The following is a 25,957-nucleotide window of genomic DNA, read 5'->3' on the forward strand; positions in this document are numbered from 1 at the left end:
CTCATCTCAAAACTTCGATTCAACCAACACATTATCAATCAATCGAACATCATCGACAAAAACCGCCATTGAAATGAGCGCGTGCTGGCGGATTTCCACCACTTCCGCGAGCGTTTCGGGATCGGCAATGCTGATGTAATCGATGCTCGCCCGCTCCACCGGTTCGATAATTTTCCGCATCGCCGCGATGATTTTGCCTGCATTTTTTTTACCCGATTGCACCAACGCTTCCGCTGTTTGCAACGCGCGATACAAACACAGCGCATCCTGTCGCGCTTCCGGCGAAAGCCGGGCATTGCGGGAACTCATCGCCAAACCGTCGGATTCGCGAACAGTCGGGCAAACCACCATTTCCAGATTGAAATTGAGATCCGTCGCCATCCGGCGAATGACCGCAACCTGCTGGGCATCTTTTTGCCCGAAATACACCCGTTGCGGCTGGAACACATTGAACAGTTTCGCGACAATCGTGGTAACGCCCCGGAAATGCCCCGGACGTTTTTCGCCCTCAAGCGGTTGGGTGATATCCTCAACATTTACATAGGTTTGGAAGTTGTTCGGATAAGCGATTTCCGGCGTCGGTGTCCACACCAGATCGACGCCTTCGGCAGCCAACATATCCAGATCGCGCTGCAAATTTCGCGGATATTTTTCCAGATCCGCGCTGTTGTTGAACTGCGCCGGATTCACGAAAATACTCACGCCAACCCGGTCATTTTCCATTTTTGCGCGACGCACCAAACTCAGGTGACCTTCGTGCAAAAAGCCCATTGTGGGCACCAGTCCCCAGCTTTCCAGCGGGTTTTGCCAGCGGATTTTCCGCAATAATTCAATGTGTTCGACGACGTTCATATGTTTTGTATTTTGTTTGGTAGAGACGATTCATGAATCGCCTTTGTTTGAATCGCCAATGCGTTGTCCGGTTTTGGTTGGAGACGATTCGTGAATCGTCTCTACATGATTTTTCACGTGTTGCCAAACTACGGTATTTTCTGGTACGGCGATGCCGGATTCCCTGCCATATTTTACGATCATTCCGTTGATGGCATCGATTTCCGTGCGGCGGCGGTTGCGCACATCCTGCAGCATCGACGAAATATTTTGCCCGGTTTGCCGGCAAACCGACTGCACATTTTGCCAGGTTTCCGGAAACGATAATTTGATGCCCCTGGCATTCGCCACTTCTACCACTTCGCGGACGATCAGTTCCATTTGCGCCAGCAAATCCGGTCGCGCCAGCAGTTCGCCATTCGGGATGTTGTGCAGCGCAGTCAGCGGATTGATGGCGGCGTTCACCGCCAATTTTTCCCAAATCGGCAGCTCAATTTCATCGCAATATTCGGTTGGGATTCCCGCTGCGTTAAGCGCACCCACCAACAATTGCAATCGCTCCGGCGACGGATGTTTCCGTTCGATCAGCGTTCGACCGTTGCCGCCAAAACGCAATTTTCCCGGCGCAACCAGATTTGCACCCATCGCTGTGATGCCGCGAAAAACGCGGGTTTCACCGAATGTTTCTGCTAAAATCGCGTCATTTCCCAAACCGTTTTGCAGCGTAACGGCTATGCCGTCCGGTTTCAAAAAGTGAGCGATTTTCTGCGCGGCGTTCGCGGTTTGCCAGCTTTTTACCAACACAATTGCGATATCTGCCTGCGGCGCATGTCGCCAATTTGCTGTGGCAGCCAGCCGCACATTGGATTCATTGCCCTGCTCATCGGTTACGGAAAGCCCGTTGTTCAGCGCGGTAATCTGCTCCGCCCAACTGCCGATCAGCGTAATTTTCAGCGAATGCGCATCGGCAATTTGCTGCAGCATCGCGCCGAATCTGGTGCCCATCGCGCCAACGCCAACAATGGCAATGTGAAATTTATCCAATGCGTTTCAACCTCTCAAAACGGTTCCGGGGCGTAATAATACATCTAAAACTATCGAAAATTGAACGGAAATTGAAAAACCACCGATTTCGTCGTTTCGTTTCTCTGGGAATTTCAGTAAATTCGGAGAATCAAAAATCTGCGAATCGGAGGCAAATCATTGACGCATTTGAGCTGGGATGAATATTTTATGGGCATTGCCGTGTTCACTTCGCTGCGCTCGAAAGACCCGAACAGCAAGGTTGGCGCGGTAATCGTGAATCGCGAAAATCACATTGTCGGCACGGGTTACAACGGTTTTGTGGCGGGCATCGACGAGCAGCGGTTTCGTTGGGAACGCGACGGCGATTGGCTGGAAACAAAATATCCGTACGTGGTTCACGCGGAAGCGAATGCTATTTTGAACTCGACGATCAACGATTTGCACGGTTGCCGGATTTACGCGACGCTGTTTCCCTGTAACGAATGTGCCAAACACATCGCGCAGAAAAAAATTGCCGAAGTGGTTTTTCTCTCCGACAAATATCGCGGCGAAAAATTTCATGAAGCCAGCGAACGGATTTTTGGTGCGGCCGGTATCGCCACGCGCAAGCTGGAAATGCCTGCGCTGCCCGAACTTGTGGGTAAATTTGAGCGTTACATTCGGTGAAAAATAGCGGCAATTCATGAATTGCCGCTACAGAGAATTGTGTGTTGCACATAACCTGATTCATATACATTTCAGGAGGTTCCCATGTTATTTCGAATGCTTTATGACGACAAACTCGCGCAAGCATCGTATGTTATCGGTTGCCAGGCAACCGGCGAGGCAGTGGTGATCGATCCGGAACGCGACGTGGATCGATACATCAATTTTGTCAAAAATGAGGGCATGAAAATCGTTGCGATTACCGAAACGCATATTCATGCTGATTTTTTGTCCGGCGCGCGGGAATTGGCGGAGCGAACCGGCGCAAAACTGTATCTCTCCGACGAAGGCGATGACGACTGGAAATATCGCTGGCTCGACAAAAAAAGCGGCGGCGGCACATACAATCATCAGTTGGTTTACGATGGCGATACGTTCAACATCGGGAATATTGAGTTGAAAGTGCTGCACACGCCCGGACACACGCCGGAGCATATTTCTTTTTTGGTGACCGACCAGGGCGGTGGCGCGAACGCGCCGATGGGCATTGCCACCGGCGATTTTGTGTTTGTCGGCGATGTCGGGCGACCGGATTTGCTGGAATCGGCAGCCGGTGTTGCGGGCGCAAAAGAGAAATCCGCCAAAGTGATGTACCAGTCGCTGCAGGGCTTTAAAGATTTGCCGGACTACCTGCAACTGTGGCCGGGGCACGGCTCCGGCAGCGCCTGCGGAAAAGCGCTCGGCGCAGTGCCGCAATCGACGGTCGGTTACGAAAAACGCTTTAACGCATCGATTGCCGCGGCGAACAGCGAATCCGGCTTTGTGAAATCTATTTTGCACGGACAGCCGGAACCGCCGCTGTATTTCGCACGAATGAAACGCGACAACCGGGACGGTCCGCCGTTGCTTGGCAGATTGCCAAATCCTGAAAAAACAACTGTTTCCGCGATGCTCGATGCTGCCAAAAACGGCGCTGCGCTGCTCGATACCCGCGAATGGAGCGCATACGCCGAAGCACATTTGCCCGGCGCATTGTTCACGCCGCTGAACAATTCCTTCAACACAATCGCGGGATCGTATGTGCCGGAGAATACTGCAATTTACCTGATTGTCGAGGATACTCGCGTTCGCGAAGCGGTGATCGATCTGATTCGCATCGGGCTGGATAAAGTGGTCGGTTTTGCTACACCGGCGGACCTGCAACATTACGCGACAGCCGGCGGAAAAATGATCCAGATGATTTCGAGGGATATGCTCGATTTGAAAAAAATGTCGCCGAACGGCAACACGCTTATTCTCGATGTGCGCCGCGCAGATGAATTTGAGGAAGGGCATCTCAAAGGTGCGCAAAATATCGCACACACGCGGTTGCTGGCGCGGATGAACGAGATTCCCAAAAACAAACAGCTCTGGATTCACTGTCGCACGGACAACCGTTCCGCATTTGCCGCCGGCATGCTGGAAGCCCACGGATTCGATGTTGTGCATCTCAAAGGCGGTTATATGGCGTGGAGCGCAGCGGGTGGCGAAATCGAGAAATAATCGTTTTCCAGTCTAATAATCATCTCACTTTTACGATGCCGGAATGTTGTAACTTACAATTTTCCGGCATTTTGAACCGGTAAACCGCATTTCATGAACCAAATTTTCCCCATACTAAACTGGCTGCCCAACTACCATCGCGAATATCTCAAAAACGATCTGTTTGCCGGATTTACAGTTGCGGTGATGCTCATTCCGCAGGCGATGGCGTATGCGCTGCTCGCCGGTTTGCCCCCGGTTCACGGGTTGTACGCCGCGTTTGTCCCGCTGATTGTTTATCCGGTTTTTGGCACATGCCGTCAACTGGCGGTTGGTCCGGTGGCGCTGGATTCCATGCTGGTTGCGGCGGGCATCGGGCTGCTGGCGAATCCGGGAACGGATGATTATCTCGCGCTGGCGGCGTTACTGGCAGTTATGGTTGGCACAATTCAACTGTTGGTTGGCGTTGCCAGATTGGGATTTGTGGTCGATTTTCTGTCGAATCCGGTGATCAGCGGATTCACATCTGCGGCAGCGGTGATTATCATTTTCGGACAACTACGGCACATGAGCGGCATCGGCATTCCCAACAGCCAGGAAATTGACACGCTCGTAACCTATCTTATTTTTCATCTTGACGAATTTCACCTCCCGACATTTTTGACCGGAATTTTATGTCTGGTGTTGTTGATCGGGTTGAAAAAATGGCGGTCACGGGTGCCCGGCGCGCTGGTTGCCGTGGTGCTCAGTACGCTGGCGGTGTGGGCATTCGGTTTGGAAAAATACGGCATCAGCATTGTCGGCGACGTGCCGGAAGGTCTGCCGATACCGCGCATTCCCGAAATTACGCTTGCTAAAATTGAATCACTGATGCCCATCGCGCTCACGCTGTCGTTCGTCAGTTTTATGGAAGCATTTGCGGTTGCCAAACGCATTTCCGCCAAACGCAGTTACGAAGTGGAGGCGGACAAAGAACTGCTCGGACTCGGCGCGGCGAACATTTCATCGGGTCTTTTTGGCGGATTTTCCATCGCTGGCAGTTTTTCGCGAACCGCGGTGAATGCGGAAAGCGGGGCGCAAACCGGCGTTTCGTCGATGGTTTCCGCCGGAATTGTGGGCATCACAACGTTGTTTCTCACGCCGCTGTTTTATTACATGCCCAAAGCAGTTTTCGCCGCGGTGATAATCGTTGCGGTTTACGGACTGATCGACGTGCGGGAAGCGCGGCGGCTCTTCGAAATCAAGAAATCAGATTTTCTGGTGATGGTGTTCGCGTTCGTCATTACGCTATTGCTGGGCATCCAGCGCGGTGTGCTGCTCAGTGTTGTTGCATCGGTGGTGATGATTTTGCGGCGCATCACCCGCCCGAAAATCGTGTTTATGGGCGAAGTGCCCGGCACGGAGGTTTACCGCAACGTCCACCGGGTCGCAAATGCCGGGGAAATTCCCGGTTTGATCATCATCCGGATGGATGCATCTTTTTATTTCGCAAATATTTCGTATTTTAAGGACCAATTATACAAAGCCATCCAGCACCGCGAGGAACCGGTGAAAATGGTGATTATCGATGGCAGCAGCATCAACGAAGTGGATTCATCGGCGGAATCTGTGCTGCGCGACATGGTGGACGAGCTGAAAGCGGAGGGCATTTCACTCAATTTTACCAACCTGAAAGGCTACATAACAGACATGATGAAAAAATCCGGTTTTTACGAAAAACTGGGCAATGAGCACTTTTTTTTCAGCAAAAAGGATGCAGTGCGGCATTTTTTCGGGAACGATCCGGAAACCCCGATGGGCTCAAAATGATGTTCGCAAGCTATTGTTTTATTTAAACCTGGAGGATGCAAAATGACGGAAGTAATTGTCTGGCAGGGCTGGATTGGCGGCGTTGCCATCGGCATTTTTGTGATAGCGCTGTATCTCGTCACCGGGAAATTGCTCGGCGTTTCCACCGCGTACGGAAATATGTGCGCCTATTTTTCGAAGATCAATTTTTTCGCCGCCGGCGAATACCGCAGCAATTGGCGGATGTGGTTCATCATCGGCATCCCGGTTGGCGGGTTGCTTGCGGCGCTCACTTCGCCGGGAGATGTCGTATTCAGCCTGTCCACCGGCGCGATGTACGACGCCGTTTTGCCGGAAAGCTGGTGGGCAAAAGGGTTGTGGCTGATGTCCGGCGGTGCGATGATCGGCTTCGGCGCGCGCGCTGCGGGCGGTTGCCAAAGCGGACACGCCATCACCGGAGTTGCATTGCTGAACTGGCCGAGCATGGTTGCCGGCGCAGGATTTTTTGTCGGCGGCGTGGCGGTTGTCCAACTGCTGTTTTTGTAAATTATAGGGGAAAAAATGAACAAAATTATATTCACAATATTTGGCATCGTTTTCGGTTTTTTGCTGAGCCGTGCCGGTGCGACAACTTATGATTTTTACGCCAACTTGTTTCTTTTCAAAGATTTACAGTTGTTGTGGGTGATCGCTGCCGCAGCCGGAACCGGCGCCGTCGGCATGGCGATTCTCAAAAAATTCCGCCAACAATCGCTGATGGGCGAACACCTCACATTTGAAGCGAAACCGTACCGGAAATCGCTGATCCCCGGATCGCTGCTGCTCGGCGCAGGTTGGGGAATGGCCGGTGCCTGCCCCGGAACCGTGCTCGCGATGGCCGGTGAAGGCAAACTCGCCGCGATTTTCACCGTGATCGGCATCGCGCTGGGCACCTATTTTTATGGATTGTGGAACAGTCGCAAAATGCCAAAAGTGGCAACCGCCGAATCTGCGGAAGTCATGCAATAAAAGATGCAGAAGTGTAACAAAAATTAAAGTTTAGGGGGATTCAGCGGGAGACCCCTGCCTGCGCAGGGGTGACAATCTGCTGTCCAAAACCGGAGGTCCATTGAACTACGGATTTGTCATCGACAACCGAAAATGCATCGGCTGCCACGCCTGCACCGTTGCCTGCAAAGCTGAACACGATGTGCCCATTGGCGTCAACCGGACCTGGGTGAAATACATCGAAAAAGGGGAATTTCCCCACACGCGCCGGCTGTTTTCTGTGATGCGCTGCAATCACTGCGCCGACGCGCCCTGTGTGGATATTTGCCCCGTGGAAGCGCTACACACCCGCGATGACGGCATCGTGGATTTCGACAATCGCCGCTGCATCGGCTGCAAAGCCTGCATGCAAGCCTGCCCGTACGATGCGCTGTATATCGATCCCGAAACGCAAACTGCAGCCAAATGCAACTACTGTACGCATCGGGTGGATATCGGGCTGGAACCGGCGTGCGTGAACGTTTGCCCGGAGCACGCCATCATTTCCGGCGATATGGATGATCCCGTTTCGGAGATCAGCCAACTCCTTTCCCGGCAACAGGTTAGCGCCCGGAAAATCGAGAAGGGAACGCAGCCAAAGCTGTTTTACATCGACGGCGATTTGGCATCTCTGGTGCCGACGGCAACTGCGCCATCGAGCGATTATTTGTGGAGTTCGCAATCGACCGGCGTGGGACATTTCGCGAAATATGCAGAGGCGCTGATCGCCAAATCCGACCCGCTGGAAATGGTCAAACAGCTCGCCCAAAACGGCGGCGACGGGCGGGTTGTTCCGGAAAATCAATCCCAAAATATCGATCAGAAAATTGATGACGTTCGGCGGGAAAACACTCGTCGCGCATACGACGCTCCCGGCAAAGGTGCGGTTTGGGGATGGGAAGTGTCCGCGTATGTCTGGACAAAAGCCATCGCCACCGGGGCATTTTTGCTGCCATTTCTCGCGACTTTGTTGGCAGATTCGCCGGTTGCGGAAAATGTTCAGTGGATCGGCTGGGGCGGCAGCCTGCTGTTTTTGGCGATCACCGGGTTGCTGCTGGTGAAAGACCTCGACAAACCGGCACGATTCGCATATGTTTTGTTGCGTCCGCAGTGGAAATCCTGGCTGGTGAAGGGTGGCTACGCCATCACATTTTACGGCGCGTTGCTGGCGATTTGGGGTCACGCCAAATTTTGGAACATGCCCGATCTGGCGGCAATTTCCGGCTGGCTGACCGCCGCATTTGCGGTGATCGTCGCGGTTTACACCGCGTTTTTGTTCGCGCAAGCCAAAGGTCGCGATTTCTGGCAATCGCCAACGCTGCCACTGCACATGCTCATTCACTCGCTGATGGCCGGCGCAGCATTCTTCGCATTGTTCACCGTCGCTGGAATTGGTGATGCCAATTGGGATCTGTTCATCATCGATGCGCTGATGCTGGCAATTACTGCAAATCTCGTCATTTTGGCAGTTGAGCTGTTTACGCCCCATCCCACAGCCGATGCAAAACGCACCGTTCAGATGATCATCGCCGGGCGATTCCGCAAATTATTCGTGATCGGTGTGCTGCTGATCGGTAACATTTTCCCGCTGGCGCTGATGATCATTTTCGGCGAAAATCTGCTGGCTATTGCCGGATTGCTGGCGCTCACCGGGATTTACATCACCGAGCACATCTGGGTCCGTGCCCCGCAATTGATACCGTTGAGTTGAAATTGATTTAGATTTGCCACAGAGACACGGAGATCACAGAGGTTAATAATGGATGAAATTAATCGATTGACCCAGAAAATAATTGGTTGTGCGATTGAAGTTCACAAACAATTAGGCCCCGGATTACTGGAATCGGTTTATGAAGCAGCTTTGTGTATAGAGTTTGAAGAAATTAATATCCGATTTGAAAGGCAAAAATCGTTGCATATTACAAAATAGGGTATTGGTGAATTCAGGGTCGATATTTTGGTAAAAAACATTGTGGTTTTGGAATTGAAAAGTGTTGAAAGACACGACCCACTTTTTGAAGCCCAGCTTTTAAGTTATTTGAAATCAGGTAATTACAGAGTCGGGTTGCTCATCAATTTTAATGGTTGAAAACGATAAAGTTTATAGCCTTAGCCGCAAAGGCGCAAAGGCCCCAAGGGATTTTTAATTTTCTTTGCGATCTTTGCGCCTTTGCGGCAAATAAATTCGGAGAGAAAATGGCGACAAAACACAAACCTTCATTCATCGAAAAAATAGCCGAAAAGCTGCGGCTGATTCCAGATTTGCACGAAAACAGCGCAGATGTCGTGGATTTGCCGCGACTGACCGAGCCGGGCAAACTCACCGATTATCCGCCGCCGGAACAGTGGGACGACTGGACGGAATACGAAGCCAAAAGCGGGTTTCGTCGGGAAAAACGCAATTACATGATTGTGCCGACGCAGTGTTTCAACTGCGAATCCGGTTGCGGTTTGCTGAGCTACGTGGATAAAAAAACGCTGGAAGTCCGCAAATTTGAGGGCAATCCCTACCATCCCGGCAGTCGCGGGCGCAACTGCGCCAAAGGTCCGGCAACCATCAACCAGATCACCGATCCCGACCGGATTTTGTATCCGCTGAAACGCACCGGCAAACGCGGCGAGGGCAAATGGGAGCGCGTTAGCTGGGACACCGTGCTGGATGACATCGCCGGACGCATCCGCAACGCGCTGCGCGAAGGGCGCAACAACGAGGTTGCCTATCACGTCGGGCGACCGGGACACGAGGGTTACGCGAACCGCGTGCTGCAAGCCTGGGGCGTGGACGGGCACAACAGCCACACCAATATTTGCTCGGCGGGCGCGCGATTCGGTTACGCCATCTGGCACGGCTACGACCGTCCATCGCCGGATCACGCGAATGCCAAATTTATCTTGCTCATCAGCGCACATTTGGAATCGGGGCATTACTTCAACCCGCATGCGCAGCGTATCATCGAGGGTAAGATGAAGGGCGCCAAACTCGCGGTGATGGACCCGCGATTGTCCAACACCGCAAGCATGGCCGATTACTGGATGCCCACCAATCCCGGCAGCGAAGCGGCGGTGTTGCTCGCCATCGCTAAAATTATACTGGACAACAATTTATACAACGAAAATTTTCTGCGAAACTGGGTGAATTGGCAGGAATACATGACCAACGAACGCCCGGAAATGGCTACAACTTTCGAAAATTTCATCGTCGCAATCCGGGAAGAATACCACGAATACACCCCGGAATTTGCCGCTGCGGAGGCGGGTATTGATCCCAAAATGATCGTGGAAATCGCCCAAAAAATCGGCGAAGCCGGCGAACGCTTTGCCACTCACAACTGGCGCAGCGCGGGCAGCGGGAATCTCGGCGGTTGGGCGGTGGCGCGTTGCCTGCATTTTTGAACGTGCTCACCGGCAGCGTTGGCACGGTTGGCGGCACATCGCCGAGCGCGTGGAACAAATTTCACCCGAAATTTTTCGACAATCCGCCGGCGCAAAAATTCTGGAACGAGCTGCACTTTCCCAATGAATACCCGCTTTCGCATTTTGAAATGAGCTTTTTGCTGCCCCATTTTTTGAAAGAAGGGCGCGGCAAAATGGATGTCTATTTCACCCGCGTGTTCAATCCGGTGTGGACGTATCCGGACGGATTTACGTGGATGGAAGCGCTGTCTGATGAAAATATGGTCGGGCTGCACATCGCGATGACGCCGACATGGAACGAAACCGCCTATTTCGCGGATTACGTGCTGCCGATGGGACACGCCGGCGAACGCCACGATTTGATCAGCTACGAAACCCACTCCGGCATGTGGATGGCGTTTCGCCAGCCGGTGCAGCGGGAGGCGCTGCGGCGAATGGGCAAACCGGTGCAATTTACCTACGAGGCGAATCCCGGCGAAGTGTGGGAGGAGGACGAATTTTGGATCGAGCTATCCTGGCGCATCGATCCGGACGGCGATTTGGGCATCCGCAAACATTTCCTTTCGCCGTGGCGCGATGGCGAAAAAATCAACATCGATGAATACTACCGCTACATTTTTGAGCACACGCCCGGGCTGCCGGAAAAAGCCGAAAGCGAGGGACTGACGCCGCTGGATTACATGCGAAAATACGGCGTTTTTGAAGTTGAAAAAACATCGTATGCCAAACATTTACAGCAGCTTGGCGAATCGGATTTGGGCGGCGCAGTGATTGATAAATCGATCGGCGCGATCAGCAAAAACGGCAAAAATATCGGCGTGCAAATTGGCGATCGCGCCTGCGTTGGCTTCCCGACGCCATCGCGGAAACAGGAGTTTTATTCGCAAACGCTGGTCGATTGGGGTTGGCCGGAATTCAAAATTCCAACTTACATCAAAAGCCATATTCACGAGCAACATCTCGATCGCGCCAACGGCGAATTCCCGCTGGTGCCGACCTTCCGGCTGCCCACGCTGATCCATTCGCGCTCTGGCAACGCCAAATGGCTGACGGAAATTTCCAACCGGAATCCCATTTGGATGCACACCTCCGATGCAAAAACTTTCGGCATCCGAACCGGCGATCTGGTTCGGGTAAACACAGAAATCGGCTATTTTGTGGACAAGGTTTGGGTGACCGAAAGCATGAAACCGGGCGTTGTGGCGTGCTCGCATCACATCGGGCGCTGGCGGCGACCGCAGGATACGGTGGGGAATCGCTGGGCGACAAATACGGTGGAAATTTCAACAGAAAACGGGAAATGGAAAATGCGCACCGTTTCGGGCATTCGCCCGTTCGATAGCAGCGATGCCGATTCCAAACGGATTTTCTGGAGCGATGGCGGTGTGCATCAGAATATCACCTTTCCGGTGCACCCGGACCCGATCAGCGGGATGCACTGCTGGCACCAGAAAGTGCGCATCGAAACAGCGCATGCGGGTGACGCATACGGCGATATTGTGGTGGATACCGAAAAATCGATGGCGATTTACCGCGAGTGGCTGAAGCTGACCCGACCCGCACCGGGACCGGGCGGATTGCGCCGGCCACTGTGGCTGGGGCGACCGCTGCGTCCGGCGCCGGAGCTGTTTTATATCAAAAAAACTTAACTTTCGAGCAGCTCGTTCAATCGTTTCAATTCCGCATCGTTCATCGTGAATGAATGTTCGATGGTGGGGAATTTGGCGTTGCGAACCTCATCGCAATACTTCTGGAGCACTTCCAGAATCGGGGTGCGCAGATTGGCGTATTGCTTCACAAATTTCGGCACGAACTGGTCGAACAGACCGAGCACGTCGTGATAGACCAACACCTGCCCGTCGCACCCGACGCCCGCGCCAATGCCGATGGTGGGAATCGACAACCGTTCGGTGATAATCGCTGCAACTTCGGCGGGAATCGCTTCCAAAACGATGCTGAAACAACCGGCATTTTGCAGCGCCAGCGCATCGTTCAGCAGTTCATTTGCAACTTCGGCGGTTTTGCCCTGCACTTTGTATCCACCCAGTTTTGTAGCGGATTGCGGCGTCAGCCCGATATGACCCATCACCAAAATACCGGCGTTCACTATCGCGCAGATGGTATCTGCGATGATTGCGCCACCCTCAATTTTCACCGCGTCCATACCGCCTTCTTTCAGCATTCGTCCGGCGTTGCGAACCGCTTCGGGAATTTCTGCCTGATAGCTCATAAACGGCATATCGCCCACCAAAAATGCATTTTGGGTGCCGCGCGCAACCGCTTTGCAGTGGTGAATCATTTCATCCATCGTCAGTGAAACCGTGTTGGGATGCCCCAAAACTGTCATCGCCAGCGAATCGCCAACCAGCGTGATGTCCACGCCTGCTTCGTCCGCAAGCCTGGCGGCGGGAAAATCGTACGCTGTAAGCATTACTATTTTTTCGCCGTTTTCTTTTTTGGCGATGATGTCCAAAACGGAGATTTTTCTATTTTCTGTGTGTTTGCTCATATGTTAAACAACCTGTTTTTTTTGATCCGAAACTTGTTGTTACGTATCTGTGAATGCAAGCGATTTCCAAAATCCCGGTGTGGAAAACCAAAAAAAGAACCCCGGATTTTGGGAACCCGGGGTGAACAAATGCTCATCTCAAATGTAAAAATTTTGTCAGCTTTCAGTTGGGTTGCCGCTGGTTTCATAAACGGTATCCCAGCTTTGGGCCGTTTCTTTTCGAATAACAAAATGCTTTACGCTGCCGTAAAGTTGCCGTGTTAGCTGGTTGAGTTTTAATGAGATATTGGATAATTCATCCGTTGCTTCGGAGACGTTCCGGGCTTCGGTAGAAATCTGATCCACACGAATGGTAATATCTTCGCCGGTGCTGGATTGCCGCTGAATACCCGATGCAATCTGGTTGATATTTTCCGTAATCCGGGTGATTGAGCTGATCACTTCTGTGAGGCTTTCGGTGGCTTTATCGGCCATTTTCATGCCTTTTTCGGCTTCGGTGGAACCCTGCTCCATCGCTTCCACAACAACGTGTGTTTCATTCTGAATACGTTTGATCATCTCCGCAATTTTTGATGTGGCAGATGTTGTTCTCTCCGCTAATTTGCGTACTTCATCCGCAACAACTGCGAACCCGCGCCCCTGATCACCGGCGCGTGCCGCTTCGATGGCGGCGTTCAGTGCCAGCAGGTTGGTTTGGTCGGCGATATCATCAATTACCTGAACAATTTCACCAATTTCCCGGCTGGATTGCCCCAATTTTTCCACCGTCCCGGCGGAATCGCGGACGATCTGGGCAACATTTTTCATGCCGTCCAACGTTGTCCGGAATATCCGCTCGCCGCTATCTGCCAGCATCGAGGTTTGTCGGGCAATTTGCGCGGCATCCGATGCACTTTGAGAAGAATGATTGACGGTTTGCGACATTTCCTCGATGGCTTTTGCAACTTCCTGCGTTTGAATGGCTTGCTGACCCGCGCCTTTGGAAAGCTCGTCAACCGACGATGCAATTTGTCCGGATGCATCTGCCACTGATTCAGAAGCGTAATGCATTTGCCCGATTAGCGAATTGAGATCGCGAATCATCGCGTTGATTTTTTGCATCAACATGCCAACGGCATCATCTCTGTCGATGGTCAATTCCTGGGTTAAATCGCCTGCCGTTACGGCGGTAATTGCGGTTTCAATTTTTTCAAATTGAAATTGCAGATAACTCTGCTCTTCCAATACTTTTTGCTGCATTTCTTCCGATTTTTTCCGGGCGATCTCGGCTTCACTGGAGCGGGCGTTGGCTTCCGCCAGTAGATCGCGGTTGTTCTGGACCATCTGATTGAAGGATTCGATCAATACACCGATCTCGTCGTTGCTCTGGCTGTACACCCGAACATCAAAATTGCCGTCGGCCACTTTTTCCGCAGCAAAACTCAGCTCTTTTACCGGTGTGATGGTTACTTTCTGGAACACCCACAGCACCAAAAGCCCGATCATCAGAAAAACAAATGTGCCGCCCAGCAAAATTAATAAACCGGTGTTTTCCTGTTCTGTCAGTGCATCTGCAGGAAGGGCAATCTGTACAAATCCCAGCACGTCATCGGGATTGGCGTCGGTTGCAATTTTGTGGCGGGCGAGGAGTAGTTTTTCGCCATTTTTGTTATATGTCCACGATAATTCCTCAAAATCACCGGAAATTTGTAAATCACTTTCCGGCAACACATCAACATTAACGCCAACAACTTGGGTTGCACCTGCATTGTAAAATGCGCCAACTTCAATATATTTATTCTGTTGAAGCGTTTTCAGCATGTCTTCTAACCCGTCATAATCTTCCATCACCAAATTGTAATGTGCCTGGTTGCTGAGTGTTTTGGTGAGCAATGCGCCTCTTTTCTCGAATTCGCGTTTGAACTCATTGACTGAATATTGTTCATAAGAAGCAAATGAACCAACACTGACAACCACGAGAACTAGCAACAAACTCAAAAATTTTTGTCGAATACTCAGATTTAGGAATATTTGGATCAGCTGCATGGAAGTTACCTATCCGTATATTTTATAGTAGTTTACGTTTATTGCGCTGCAAAAAATTCCGTTTGCGGTAAATGTTTTTCCGGAACAGATATACCCAACGCTTTTGCGGTTTGCGGATTAACCGACAAGCTGGTTTTGCCTTCCTTTTTACAAAGGGCGATGAACGCACCGGCTTTTACCCAGGTTTCATCTGGCACCAGCATCGGAATTTTTTGGATAACGCTATTTTTAATGAGGAAATCTTTGGCGATGTTGTTACCCAGCACATCATCCGCCTGATATACCCACAACATATCAATACTATGGTTTCCGGTAATTTTTTTGAATTCCGCAGAAACATCTTTCAGTGAACGCGCATCGGAAATCACAATTTTAATTTTTAGCGTTGCGGAAACCCGCTCCAGCTTTTGCTGAAGCTCTGCCATATCAACACTGCTTCCGTTAACGATGATGCCAGCAGTTTGCATTTCCGGCAGCAGTTCTTTCATCATATACATTTGTTGAAGCTGGGTTAACGCATCTTGTGCATTTGCCAAACCACCAAATAATGAAAAATAGAAAAACAATCCATAGAACATCCATGTTTTACGCATTGTTAAAGCCTCCGCACTAAGTTTAAATATTTTCATCCATAGTTATTTTTTTGCAGGTTTTTGAAACCATAATTTACTCCAGCCATTGGCTTAATATGGATTGATCGACAGCGTTATGGGCAACTTTAAAATTATCAGAAATTCATAACGTTTGTCAATGCATCCGAAGATTACAAAATGCTCACAGCGAAAACCGGGATTACAGAACGGATTGGGAAATTGAAAATAATTAAAAAAATTTCGAAATCCGGTTAAAGTTCTTCTGCGCGATTACGAAAATGAGCAATAACGAAATAGTTAATGATGTGTTCTGGATGAACAAATAAAGGTGAACCGGATGTTCACAAGCTTGACAAACCCGACATTTATTGGTGCTTTTTTTGCCCGTGGCGCAAGCAGTGGCGAGAAAACAGAGCACCTGCCACAAACGGACGCTTTCCGGCGTTTGTTTGCCGCTTTGGAAGATGGTACAGCAGAAACGCCATCCGGAAATTCAATGGTATTTGCTGTTGCCGTTCCGGTTGAGCAAGTTGCCCCGCTTCCGGTCAATTTACTTTCCGAAATATCAACAAAAAATGTAGATAATCTCAATATTACCAATAGTTTCGGTGATGGATCAGGTGCGTTTGCCGGAAATCTCTCCGGGATTTCAATCGCAAGCTCCGGCTCCGAAAGCGTGCCGTTTGTTACCGGCGACAATAGTTTTCAGCCGCAAACCCTAACCGGTGTTCCGGCTGCCAACCTCCCAATTTCCAATAATTTACAAACGGAAACGATTGCGCAACCATCTGCGCGCCACCTGTTTGGCAATCCAGAAAACGGATTTACCCAAACACAGCCGTCAACCTTAATTACCGAAACCGGCGATCCCGTTTCCGGTGCTCCCGTTGAAGCTGCATTCGGCGAAAATGTGCCGCAGCAAACGCCAAATATTACGGTTGTATCGGGAAAAACAGTTGTTCAAAAAAGTGCGCCTATTGCGGTTGGCAATTTCTCGCCGGAATTAGTTGCGGCGGGTACTGCGGTTATTGGCGATGTGGCGGACAATACTGTATTTACTGCAGCCTCAACCGCAAATCCAGCAAATGTGCAACCGGAAATGCCCACTGCCATCGGTGCAAAGATAGCACACAATACAAATTTGCAATCGAAATCGACGGTTGTGAACGGCGTTACTGTGCCGTTGGTTGAACCTGCGAGGGCAGCCGCGGTATCCGAAAAGCCAACCATTTTGGCATCGGCGATAAATCGTGTTTTTGAAAAAAATACGGCAGGGGTCCACACTGCAGCGCCGAAAACCGGCAGTGCAGCGCAATTATTTGAGGGGAAACTGTCCGGAAATTACCGGACACCGACGAGCGCCGCAACGCCGCAGCCCGTAGCGAACCGTCAATCGACCGTGGTGCAAAGTGCCGTTTCAAATACCGTTGCACAGCAAATTCGACCGGTAATTAATCGTGGCAAAGTTTCAAATGTGCCGGAGCAACTTGTTCAGCCGACCGCCAATCATGGGGATGTTTCAGTTTCGCCGGAACAACTTACTCAGCCGACTGCTAATCGTGGCGGTGTTTCGGTTGCGCCGGAACAATTGATCGGTGAAGAAACCGCTCCTGCAATGCCATCCAAAAGCGTGGCTGCGCCGGTGAATGTGTTTTCTGTTGCACAGAAAGATGCACCGCAAATTTATGAAAATCAACAATTTGCAGCGACAAAACAACCTGCAGTGGCCGTAGCAGAACATCCGCAAACGACAGTTTCTCAGCCGCTTGCAGATGCAAAAAACGATGTGCCGGTCAGCCCGGCAGCCAACGTATCGCCGCGCACTGCAGCGCCGATAACCAGTGTCGCAACGCCGCTTCGGAACGGGACAGCGGTTCAGGGCAGCTATCGAAATTTGAATGCGCAAACAGCAACCGTTTCGCAACAAACCGGTGGTTTTCGTTCGGGTGAAACGGTTGTTACCGGAACATCTGTGCGATATCAACCGGATTTTTCGGCTCAGCCAAACCGACCACAGTTGCAAAATAATCCGCAGCCGATTGTCACGCGCCCGGCACCGATCGGGAACGCGACGCAACCGGCAACTGTGCTGATTGAAAAAAGCGGTTCGTCCGCACAACATTTACCAAATGAGCGGATCGAAATTTCGACCCGGCCATTTGAAAATCCGGTGAATCCCCGAACCCCGGCGGGTGAAACGGTTGCGAAAACTACCGCGCCGGCAGTGACAAATTTTCAAGCTGCAAAAGGGGCAATCATCGAAAATCAGCCTCAACCAATGGCAAAACCGGCTGTGTTTGCGGCTGGTGAAACGGTTGCCAAACCTGCTCCACAAACGAAAAACAGCACGATAAAAATGTCGGTTTCGCAGGTTGCACAACCGAAATCCGGTGAATTTGCTACACAGCCAACACCTGTGTTTGCTGCTGAAAAACAACCGCAACCATCGGCAAAACCTGCCGGGATAACAGCACCGGAAGTGGTTGCCAAACCGATTCCGCAGGCTGCAAACAGCGCTGAAAAAATACCGGCTTCACCGGTTGCGCAACCGAAATCTGCTGTGTCTGCTACTCCGCTTGTTGCTGAACCGGTTGTGGAACTTCAGCCGCAACCGACGGCAAAACCGGTTGAATCTCCCGTGCAAAAATCGGTTGCAACACCTGACCGGCAAAGCGAAACGACTCCGGTAAAAACACCCGTTTCTGCGCAAAACCAACCGGCATCGACGGAGCGTTTGGAGCAATCGCCAAAAATACAGCAGTCGCCAGTTTCGCCAAAAATTACGATTGTGGAAACCAGCCGCACCGGAGCAGCAGATCCGATTTCAAAACCGGTTGAACAACCAGAAAAAAATGTAAGCAACACAATAATTGAAGATCAGCCGGAAATTACAGAAAATCCGGCAGCCAATCGCACCCAAACGGGCACAAAAAACTGGACCCAGGTTGTCAACAATCTGTTGTTAAAACCGTTTTGGGGTGAACGATTTGCAGCCAATACGCAACAAACCGCTGCCCCTGTTCAACAATTCCAGGCGGAATTTGGAACCGGAACGACAGTTCGCGAATTGCCGACCGTTGAACAAAGCCAAACGCTGGTTCGGGAAATGTTGCAGCAATCCGGCGCTGATGAAACAGTGAAATCCGTTCCGGTTTGGCGGCAAAATTCTGTTGAACAAATTCAACAAAACCCGTTCCGCGATGCGGTGAATTTGACGGTCGCTCCGGCGATGAATCTGCCGGTATCGCAAGTTCAGCGTCCGGTAAAATCCCGAGAAAATGGCACACAGCGCATTGCGCCGCAAACAGAAACTGTTGCTGAAAACAAACCGGTTTTGGGCGAAGCGCCAACCGTATATTTCGATAATACCTTGATTGAAGAAGCTGCGCCGCTGCAATCCCGCACCAAAACAGATGCACCGCAACCGGCACCGGCGACAACTGCCGATCTGCCGATTGAAGACGGCGATACCGGAAGTTTTGCCGGAAATTTGGCGAAAAACGGTTGGTCCAATTCGGCGGTTACCGCGGGGGAAGCAAATGTGCCGACCACCGCACCAACCACTGGTACCGGTCAAACGCATGTGGTAAAATTCCAGTCGATGGAGCAGTTTACCGGCAAAATGGCTGCCATTTTACAGGAACAATTTTATCAATTGGCGGAACGTCCGCAAACAGCGGCGCAACAATTGTTCATTCAAATTGAGCCGCACGAGATGGGCGTCATCCGCTTGCGCCTGCGCATGAAGCACCAAAAACTGGTTGGCAGCATCGAAACCGGATTGCCGGAAACATCTGCGCTGCTGCAAAACGGCCAATCGCATTTGCTCAATAAATTGGGTGAAATGGGCGTTCAGGTGCAGGAATTTAACATCAATTACAACGATCAATTGGGATCGCAACAACAGTTTGCCCGCGAGCAAACCCAACAGCAACAGACAAACGCCCGCCACAGCGGCACGCTGCCGGATAACGATCCGGCTCCCGAAACACCCAATCCGCAACCCCGGATGTTCGGGCAAAATGGCGTAGATGTAACTGTGTAAATAACTGATTTATAATAAGTTCTGCAGATTTTTTAAAGGAGTGATTTTATGGATATCGGCGATGTGTTAGGTGTAAACAACAGCTCTCCCATTTCGCAGGCGACCAGCACCAACGAAAAAATTATGGGGAAAGATGATTTCCTGAAATTGTTGGTGACGCAAATGAAATACCAGGATCCGCTGGAGCCACAATCTCCGGAAGATTACAGCGCCCAGCTTGCCCAGTTCAGCTCGCTGGAACAGCTCAGCCAGATGAATGATTTACTGGAAGCATCGCTGGAAACCAACCTGTTGCTGGCAACATCGGTGAACAACACGCTGGCATCCAACGTGATTGGCAAACAGGTGAAAGCGATCGGCAGCGAAACCTATTTCGACGGCAGCGCCGATGCACCGCTGGTTTACGAAATTCCCCGCGATGCACAGAATGTGAAAATTGAAATAATGGATGGCGATGGCAAAGTTGTTCGCACCGTCGAGCTGGATAATGTCGGCAGCGGCGAAAATATCTACGAATGGGACGGCAAAGACGACGACGGCAACAAGCTGGATGCCGGAAATTACGATTTTCAGGTTTCCGCAACCAGTTTTGACGGCATCGATATGAATGTGAATACGTACATGTCCGGATTGGTAACCGGGTTGCGTTACAGCGCCAGCGGACCAATGTTGATGATTGGAAACACCGAAGTGCCGATGGCCAACGTGTTGGAATTGTTACTGCCGGACGCCATCACCGGTAATACCGGCGGCACTGGCACCGGAACCGGTGAAACAGATCCCGATCCGGGTGAAAGCATGAATGTTTTCAACACGGCGTTGGGAAGAAGCATTTTTTAGAAAATAAATCTACCGTAAACCCTCCATGATCTCCGCGATCTTGTACGAGCGGGATCGCGGGATTCTTTGGCAGCGTTTGCGACATAAAAAAGGAGAAATACAGTGGCAGGAAAAATCGACGGTTTACCACTCCCATTTGTGCCGATAGGCGGCGTAAATGGATTGTCACAATCGCCGAAGCCGATGTCCTCGCCGGAGCAATCGCCATTTCGCGAATTGCTGAAAGCGAAGCTGGATGAAACTGCCGAACTGAAGTTTTCCGCACACGCCCAATCGCGGATGCGCAGCCGGGACATCTCTTTGAGCGCCGATCAGCTGAATTTGCTGAACAACGCGGTGGATCAGGCGAAGGAAAAAGGCGGGCACAACTCGCTGGTGCTGATGAGCGATTACGCCTTCATCGTGAATGCGGATAACCGGACAGTGGTAACGGCAATGGATCGTCAGGGAATGGACGACAGCGTGTTTACGAATATCGACAGTGCGGTAGTTTTGTGATGCGCTTCGACAGAAATCGAGCCCTGAGCGAAATCGAAGGGCGGAATATACAAAGCTAAAGGTTTAAAAAACAGCAACTAACTAATTAACTCACAGGGTTGGACCACGCTAAAAACCTCCTGATTTTTGGCACGGAAACCCTGCTGCCGGCCGACCGATTGACGCTGGCAGATATTTACATCACGGATGATTATTCATCTCACAAGGAGGATTTAACAATGGGTCTGATGCGTTCACTTCAAGCCGGAATTACCGGATTACGCAATCATCAATTGTTCATGGACGTTGTTGGAAACAACATCGCCAACGTTAACACGGTTGGTTTTAAAGTGGGTCGTGTGACCTTCAGCGAAATGTTCGCGCAAACCATCCGCGGCACCACGCAGCCGGTGGCAAGCGCCGGTGGCACCAACCCGATTCAGGTGGGTTTGGGTATGGCTGTCGGCACAATCGACACCATTCACACCATGGGAAGCCTGGAAACCACCGGACAGGGCACAGACCTGGCCATTCAGGGTGATGGCTTTTTTGTGTTGGATGATGCCGGAAAACGCGTTTACACCCGTGCCGGTGTATTCCAGTTTAACGCAGATGGCGTGCTGACCATGCCTTCCAACGGGTTGAAAGTCCAGGGATTTTTAGCAACACCGGATGGCGAAATTGATCCGGCAGCAGGAATCACCGATATCCAGATTCCCGGCAGCCTGAAACTGCCCGCTTCGGCAACCAATCAAATTACCTTCAACGGTAACCTGAATGCCAAACTGGAACCGACCGGATCGATCCTGAAATCCGGCGGCGTTTACGCCATCGAGCAACTCGCAGACGATTCCGATATGAGCGGAATGCTGACGGTTGACGGAACAGGCAAAACATCCATTTTGAATAGCATGAATCCTAACAACACCAGCATCACCATCACCGATGGCGCTGCGAATACTTTCACGTACAAATATGTAGAATCGGATGCATCCACAACCAACAATGCATTCAACTCGCTGGATGACCTGATCACCGAAATCAACAATGATTTTGGCGCAGCAGGCGCAAACTCGTTAACAGCCTCATTGAATGCCAGCGGACAGATTGTCTTTACGGATATCAGCGGTGCTGCAAATAACATCACCATCGATGGCACCGATCCGATTTTGAAAGCCGCGTTTAAATCGCTGGAAGGCGATATTAATGCTGCCGCAACCAACACAGCCCAGTTTGCGCACATCGCAACAGCAACGGACTTGTTGGAAAACCTGATAAATGACAACGGTGTTTCCTTAGGCTTGGCCGGCGGCGATACCATTTCCATCGACGGTAACGTTGGCGGAACGGCTGTAACCACGGGCACATTGGCTGTCGTTGGCGGCACCACCACCTACGGTGACTATCTCTCACAAATCGAAGCTACGCTGGGATTAACCAACGACTCCGGTGTTGAAATCAATCCCGAAGACGGTGGATTGGTCATCAATGGCGATGGCGGCGTGATTTATGAACTGAGTGATTTGAACATCGTTGCGGTTGACGGTTTGGGCGTATCGCGCACTCAATTCGATACACTGTTCGATGCTACACCGGGCAACTATCTGGAATCGCAAGAAGCCAAAGATGCCACGCAGTCCGCGACCGTTACCGTTTACGATTCGCTGGGTAACGATTTCGATTTGACACTGGTCTTCACCAAAGACGTGCAATCGCCCAATCGCTGGTTGTGGGATGTGCAACTGCCGGACGGCTACATCGCCAATGGCGGCAGCGACGGTTACGTAGAATTTTCACCGGATGGTTCGCTGTCCCGTTTCGAATATACCGACGGCTCCGCAGCGCTGCAATTCTCTCCCGGCAGCAACTCTTCGCCCATCAGTATCGCGCTGAATCCGGGTGAAATGGGTGGCTTTGAAGGATTGACCCAACTCTCCGGCGCGAACGCAAATACGGTTATCCTCAACCAGGATGGCTACGGCATGGGCGTGTTAGATCGTATCAATATCGACCAGCAGGGACGCATCAACGGCGAATTCAGCAACGGCATTAACCAGACACTGGCGCAGTTGTTGGTCGCTAATTTCAACAACCCGGCAGGTTTGATTCGCGGCGAAGGCAGCTTGTTCGAAATGTCCGGTAACTCCGGCGATCCGCAGTACAGCACGGCAGGCGGAGGCTTTAACAGCGTCATCATCGCCGGTGCGCTGGAGCAATCCAACGTGGATCTGGCAGAAGAATTCACCAAGATGATCGTTGCCCAGCGCGGTTTCCAGGCAAATGCCCGGACCATCACCGTTAGCGACGAAATGCTGTCCGAAGTCACAAACCTGAAACGGTAATAACGGATAAAGGGTAAAGGATAAAGAAAAACGTAGAGGCACTTCACGAAGTGCCTTAAAAATCTGAAATTCTTGACCGATTATCAAACTCAGGTATTCAGAAAACAAAATTGAGGCGGCTATTGTTTATGCAGCGGCCGCCTCAAAATAAATGGAAAACTGATACTAAATTTTCAATATGAAATGCTCAATAAATAATGATAACCGTAACACGAATCAATGGTAAACAAATCACAATCAATGCCGATTTAATAGAATTTGTAGAGACGACGCCGGATACGATTATTACCACAATGACGGGCAAAAAAATTTTTGTTCTGGATCCGGCAGAGCTTGTGATAGAAAAAATCGTTGCATATCGTCAGCGATGTTTCGAAAACCTGAGAGTTAAAGTGAAATAACGCCATGAAAAAAGCGCTGGACATTGCAACCGTTGCCGGATTTGTTATTGGTATTATAGCGATTATCGGGTCCATTTTGGCAGCCGGTAGCCTCGCTGCATTTATCGATATTCCGTCGGCGCTGGTTGTATCGTTGGGAACGATAGCGGCAATTTTGATCAACTATCCGCTCAGCGATATCACCGGGTTTGTGGCAATGGTTATGCAAGCCGTTCAATTTACCGAAGCAGACAAAAAAAATACGATTGAAATGATGGTTAAATTTGCCGAAGAAGCCCGGAAAGACGGGCTGTTGGCATTGGAAGCACACATCAAGGAAATTGACGATAAATTTATAAAAGGTGGGTTACAGTTGGCGATCGACGGAACAGAGCCGGAGCTGCTATCCGATATTCTGGAAGCGGAAATTGCCAACATGGAAGAACGGCACAAAAAAGCACATGGCATTTGCGATGGCTTTGGTGCGTATGCCCCGGCTTTCGGTATGATTGGTACGTTGATCGGTCTGGTGCTGATGTTGCAAAACATGTCCGACCCTGCCAGTATTGGTCCCTCCATGGCGGTCGCGTTGATCACCACGTTTTACGGCGCAATTATAGCCAACCTCATTTTTATCCCGCTCGGCGGAAAACTGAAAGAACGCACCAAAGAAGAAGTTCAGGTTCGGGAAATGATCATTGCCGGGATTTTGTCCATCCAGTCGGGCGATAACCCGCGATTGGTAGAGCAAAAACTGATGGCATTTTTACCGCCGAAAGATCGCAAAAGCGAAGATGGCAACGATTGATCCGGCATTTCCCCAAACCGGTAAACTGATCCGGCAGCACCAAATGCCGGCTGATTTCACATTTTTTGTGCTGTTGAAAAAATTGGCAACTGTCTAAATCTGCGATGCCGGGTGTTGAATTCTTAATCAATTCCCGTATTGCATAGAACATTTCAACAATCTCTCCAAAATAATCCTGCCTTCAAATTATTCTAAAACAACAGTTTAAGCGATAAAGAAAAAATGCTCAAATAGTGGCATATATATTGCTTACATATAGAGTCGATTATAAAGGAAATCTTAATGGCAGGGAAGAAACAAAAAAAACAGGAAGAGGCTCCGGCTGGTGCGCCACTCTGGATTGTGACGTTTAGCGACTTGATGTCTTTGTTGTTAACCTTTTTTGTGCTGTTACTATCGTTTTCATCCATTCAGGAAGTGGAGTTCCAAAAAGCGTTGGGCAGCTTGAAAGGCGCATTGGGGGTTTTGCCGAGAAATGATGCAATTTATTCTCCGGTAAAAACAAAATTCCCGAAAGCGATTGTTGACCAAAAAAAGAAATTTGACGATACAGCGCAAGAAATTAAGGAAGCGTTAAAAGCGTTGGAAGAAGAATTGCAAAAGCAAAAGGAATTGGGCAATAAAAACATCGACAACGTTGATGGCAGCGAAAAAGAAAACGATTTGCTGGCGCAGCTTCAGGCGCTCAATATTGCAAATTTGATGGATATGATTGATGTTAGCGCCGGTAAAAACGGCGTTGTCATCCGGATCGATTCGCCGCTGTTATACAGTCTTGGCGAAGCGAGTTTGCGCAGGATTGCCTATCCGATTCTCGATAAAATTATCGAATCGGTTGCCAGTTGGCCAAATGATATCCGCATCGAGGGGCACACGGACGATTTGCCGATAAACACACCGGAATTTCCCTCAAACTGGGAGCTTTCCGCGGCGCGGGCGCTAAGTGTGTTGCGCTATTTCGAAGCCAGTCGCAAAATTGATCCCACCCGGCTTTCGGCGCTCGGCTATGGGGAGCATCACCCGTTGTTTCCCAACACAACCAAAGAGAATCGCGCCAAAAACCGGCGGGTGGAAATTTATGTGCAGCCACCGCAAAATCGACCGATGGTAAATTATTCATCCAACGAACGGAACTGAATTTTCAAGGAGGAAAAAAATGGCAGATGAAAAAGAATTGAATCTCGAAGGTGTTGAAGAAAAACCCAAAAGTGGTTTTAAGCTGGATATCAAAATTGCGATTCCCATTTTGCTGGCGCAAATCATTACCTCATATCTGCTGGCAAGCTTTGTCATTGTTCCCGCATTTTTTTCGCCGGTACAAGCCGGGCAGGAAGTTGAGGAAGAAGAGGAAGGCGATGACGGAGAATTCGGGATCGTTTATCAGGTTGAGGATATTATCGTCAATCCCGCGGAAAGCGGTGGTACTCATTATGTGGTAATCAATATGGCGTTCGAGCTGGACAGCGAAGAAGATTCCGAGGTTCTCCACAAAAAAGATCCCAAATTGCGCGATATTTTGATCCGCACCATCAGCAGTAAAACCATCGAGCAGTTGGACGGACCGGATGACAAAGAGCAACTGCGGATGGAAATTATGGAAAAAGTAAGCGAGTTATTGCCCAAAAAAGGCAATCTGGACAATGTGTATTTTGTCAGCTTTATTATTCAGTAACACCATTTCAAACCA

At 50.4% G+C, this 25,957-nt stretch carries 19 protein-coding genes and 2 pseudogenes; 16 read left to right on the plus strand and 5 right to left on the minus strand.

From position 1 onward, the window contains the following. Positions 1-6: 6 nt before the first annotated feature. Both H6629_11055 and H6629_11060 read right to left on the minus strand, forming a co-directional pair. Complete coding sequence (locus H6629_11055) at positions 7-852, minus strand: pantoate--beta-alanine ligase (protein ID MCB9068334.1); 846 nt, start codon at positions 850-852, stop codon at positions 7-9. A gap of 30 nt (positions 853-882) precedes the next feature. After that, positions 883-1,875 (minus strand): 2-dehydropantoate 2-reductase, encoded by a 993-nt coding sequence (locus tag H6629_11060; protein MCB9068335.1) that lies wholly within the window; start codon positions 1,873-1,875, stop codon positions 883-885. A gap of 189 nt (positions 1,876-2,064) precedes the next feature. Here H6629_11060 and H6629_11065 point away from each other — a divergent pair, with 189 nt between their 5' ends. From H6629_11065 to H6629_11100, 8 genes and pseudogenes are all read left to right on the plus strand, one after another. Continuing rightward, entirely contained in the window at positions 2,065-2,523 is a 459-nt protein-coding gene (locus tag H6629_11065) for a dCMP deaminase family protein (GenBank protein MCB9068336.1), read from the plus strand. Positions 2,524-2,607: 84 nt separating this feature from the next. Further along, positions 2,608-4,044, plus strand: coding sequence for an MBL fold metallo-hydrolase (locus H6629_11070; GenBank protein ID MCB9068337.1), 1,437 nt, complete (start codon positions 2,608-2,610; stop codon positions 4,042-4,044). Between the two features lie 93 nt (positions 4,045-4,137). After that, positions 4,138-5,832: a solute carrier family 26 protein gene (locus tag H6629_11075; GenBank protein ID MCB9068338.1), complete on the plus strand. Its 1,695-nt coding sequence runs from the start codon at positions 4,138-4,140 to the stop codon at positions 5,830-5,832. Between the two features lie 42 nt (positions 5,833-5,874). Then, the gene (locus tag H6629_11080) at positions 5,875-6,357 is read left to right on the plus strand and encodes a YeeE/YedE family protein (GenBank protein MCB9068339.1); all 483 of its coding nucleotides are present in this window, start codon (positions 5,875-5,877) and stop codon (positions 6,355-6,357) included. Positions 6,358-6,372: 15 nt separating this feature from the next. Next, positions 6,373-6,819: a YeeE/YedE family protein gene (locus H6629_11085; protein MCB9068340.1), complete on the plus strand. Its 447-nt coding sequence runs from the start codon at positions 6,373-6,375 to the stop codon at positions 6,817-6,819. A gap of 100 nt (positions 6,820-6,919) precedes the next feature. Further along, the gene (gene nrfD, locus H6629_11090) at positions 6,920-8,548 is read left to right on the plus strand and encodes a polysulfide reductase NrfD (protein ID MCB9068341.1); all 1,629 of its coding nucleotides are present in this window, start codon (positions 6,920-6,922) and stop codon (positions 8,546-8,548) included. Positions 8,549-8,596: 48 nt separating this feature from the next. Further along, a pseudogene (locus H6629_11095) lies at positions 8,597-8,926 on the plus strand (GxxExxY protein). Between the two features lie 107 nt (positions 8,927-9,033). Continuing rightward, positions 9,034-11,900 (plus strand): annotated as a pseudogene (locus H6629_11100) (molybdopterin-dependent oxidoreductase). Here the strand turns inward: H6629_11100 and panB are convergent. From panB to H6629_11115, 3 genes are all read right to left on the minus strand, one after another. Beyond that, a complete protein-coding gene (gene panB, locus H6629_11105; GenBank protein ID MCB9068342.1) occupies positions 11,897-12,760 on the minus strand; it encodes a 3-methyl-2-oxobutanoate hydroxymethyltransferase in 864 nt (287 codons plus the stop codon). The pseudogene H6629_11100 and the gene panB overlap by 4 nt on opposite strands. 156 nt (positions 12,761-12,916) lie before the next feature. After that, positions 12,917-14,728, minus strand: coding sequence for a HAMP domain-containing protein (locus H6629_11110; GenBank protein ID MCB9068343.1), 1,812 nt, complete (start codon positions 14,726-14,728; stop codon positions 12,917-12,919). A gap of 95 nt (positions 14,729-14,823) precedes the next feature. After that, a complete protein-coding gene (locus H6629_11115) occupies positions 14,824-15,378 on the minus strand; it encodes a hypothetical protein (protein MCB9068344.1) in 555 nt (184 codons plus the stop codon). Between the two features lie 337 nt (positions 15,379-15,715). Between H6629_11115 and H6629_11120 the strand changes: the two genes are divergently transcribed. The 8 genes from H6629_11120 (at position 15,716) to H6629_11155 (ending at position 25,942) form a co-directional block, all read left to right on the plus strand. Then, positions 15,716-19,423: a flagellar hook-length control protein FliK gene (locus H6629_11120; protein ID MCB9068345.1), complete on the plus strand. Its 3,708-nt coding sequence runs from the start codon at positions 15,716-15,718 to the stop codon at positions 19,421-19,423. Between the two features lie 48 nt (positions 19,424-19,471). Further along, the gene (locus H6629_11125) at positions 19,472-20,263 is read left to right on the plus strand and encodes a hypothetical protein (GenBank protein MCB9068346.1); all 792 of its coding nucleotides are present in this window, start codon (positions 19,472-19,474) and stop codon (positions 20,261-20,263) included. A 102-nt stretch (positions 20,264-20,365) separates the two neighbouring features. Continuing rightward, positions 20,366-20,761, plus strand: a complete 396-nt coding sequence (locus tag H6629_11130; GenBank protein ID MCB9068347.1) for a flagellar protein — start codon at positions 20,366-20,368, stop codon at positions 20,759-20,761. 98 nt (positions 20,762-20,859) lie between these two features. Further along, positions 20,860-23,082: a flagellar hook-basal body complex protein gene (locus H6629_11135; GenBank protein ID MCB9068348.1), complete on the plus strand. Its 2,223-nt coding sequence runs from the start codon at positions 20,860-20,862 to the stop codon at positions 23,080-23,082. Between the two features lie 197 nt (positions 23,083-23,279). After that, the gene (locus H6629_11140; GenBank protein MCB9068349.1) at positions 23,280-23,483 is read left to right on the plus strand and encodes a flagellar FlbD family protein; all 204 of its coding nucleotides are present in this window, start codon (positions 23,280-23,282) and stop codon (positions 23,481-23,483) included. A 16-nt stretch (positions 23,484-23,499) separates the two neighbouring features. Then, complete coding sequence (locus H6629_11145; protein MCB9068350.1) at positions 23,500-24,270, plus strand: MotA/TolQ/ExbB proton channel family protein; 771 nt, start codon at positions 23,500-23,502, stop codon at positions 24,268-24,270. A gap of 282 nt (positions 24,271-24,552) precedes the next feature. Further along, complete coding sequence (locus H6629_11150) at positions 24,553-25,407, plus strand: OmpA family protein (protein ID MCB9068351.1); 855 nt, start codon at positions 24,553-24,555, stop codon at positions 25,405-25,407. 19 nt (positions 25,408-25,426) lie between these two features. Next, complete coding sequence (locus tag H6629_11155) at positions 25,427-25,942, plus strand: flagellar basal body-associated FliL family protein (protein ID MCB9068352.1); 516 nt, start codon at positions 25,427-25,429, stop codon at positions 25,940-25,942. Positions 25,943-25,957 lie beyond the last annotated feature (15 nt).

Source organism: Calditrichia bacterium (assembly GCA_020634975.1).
Lineage (GTDB): Bacteria > Calditrichota > Calditrichia > RBG-13-44-9 > J075 > JACKAQ01.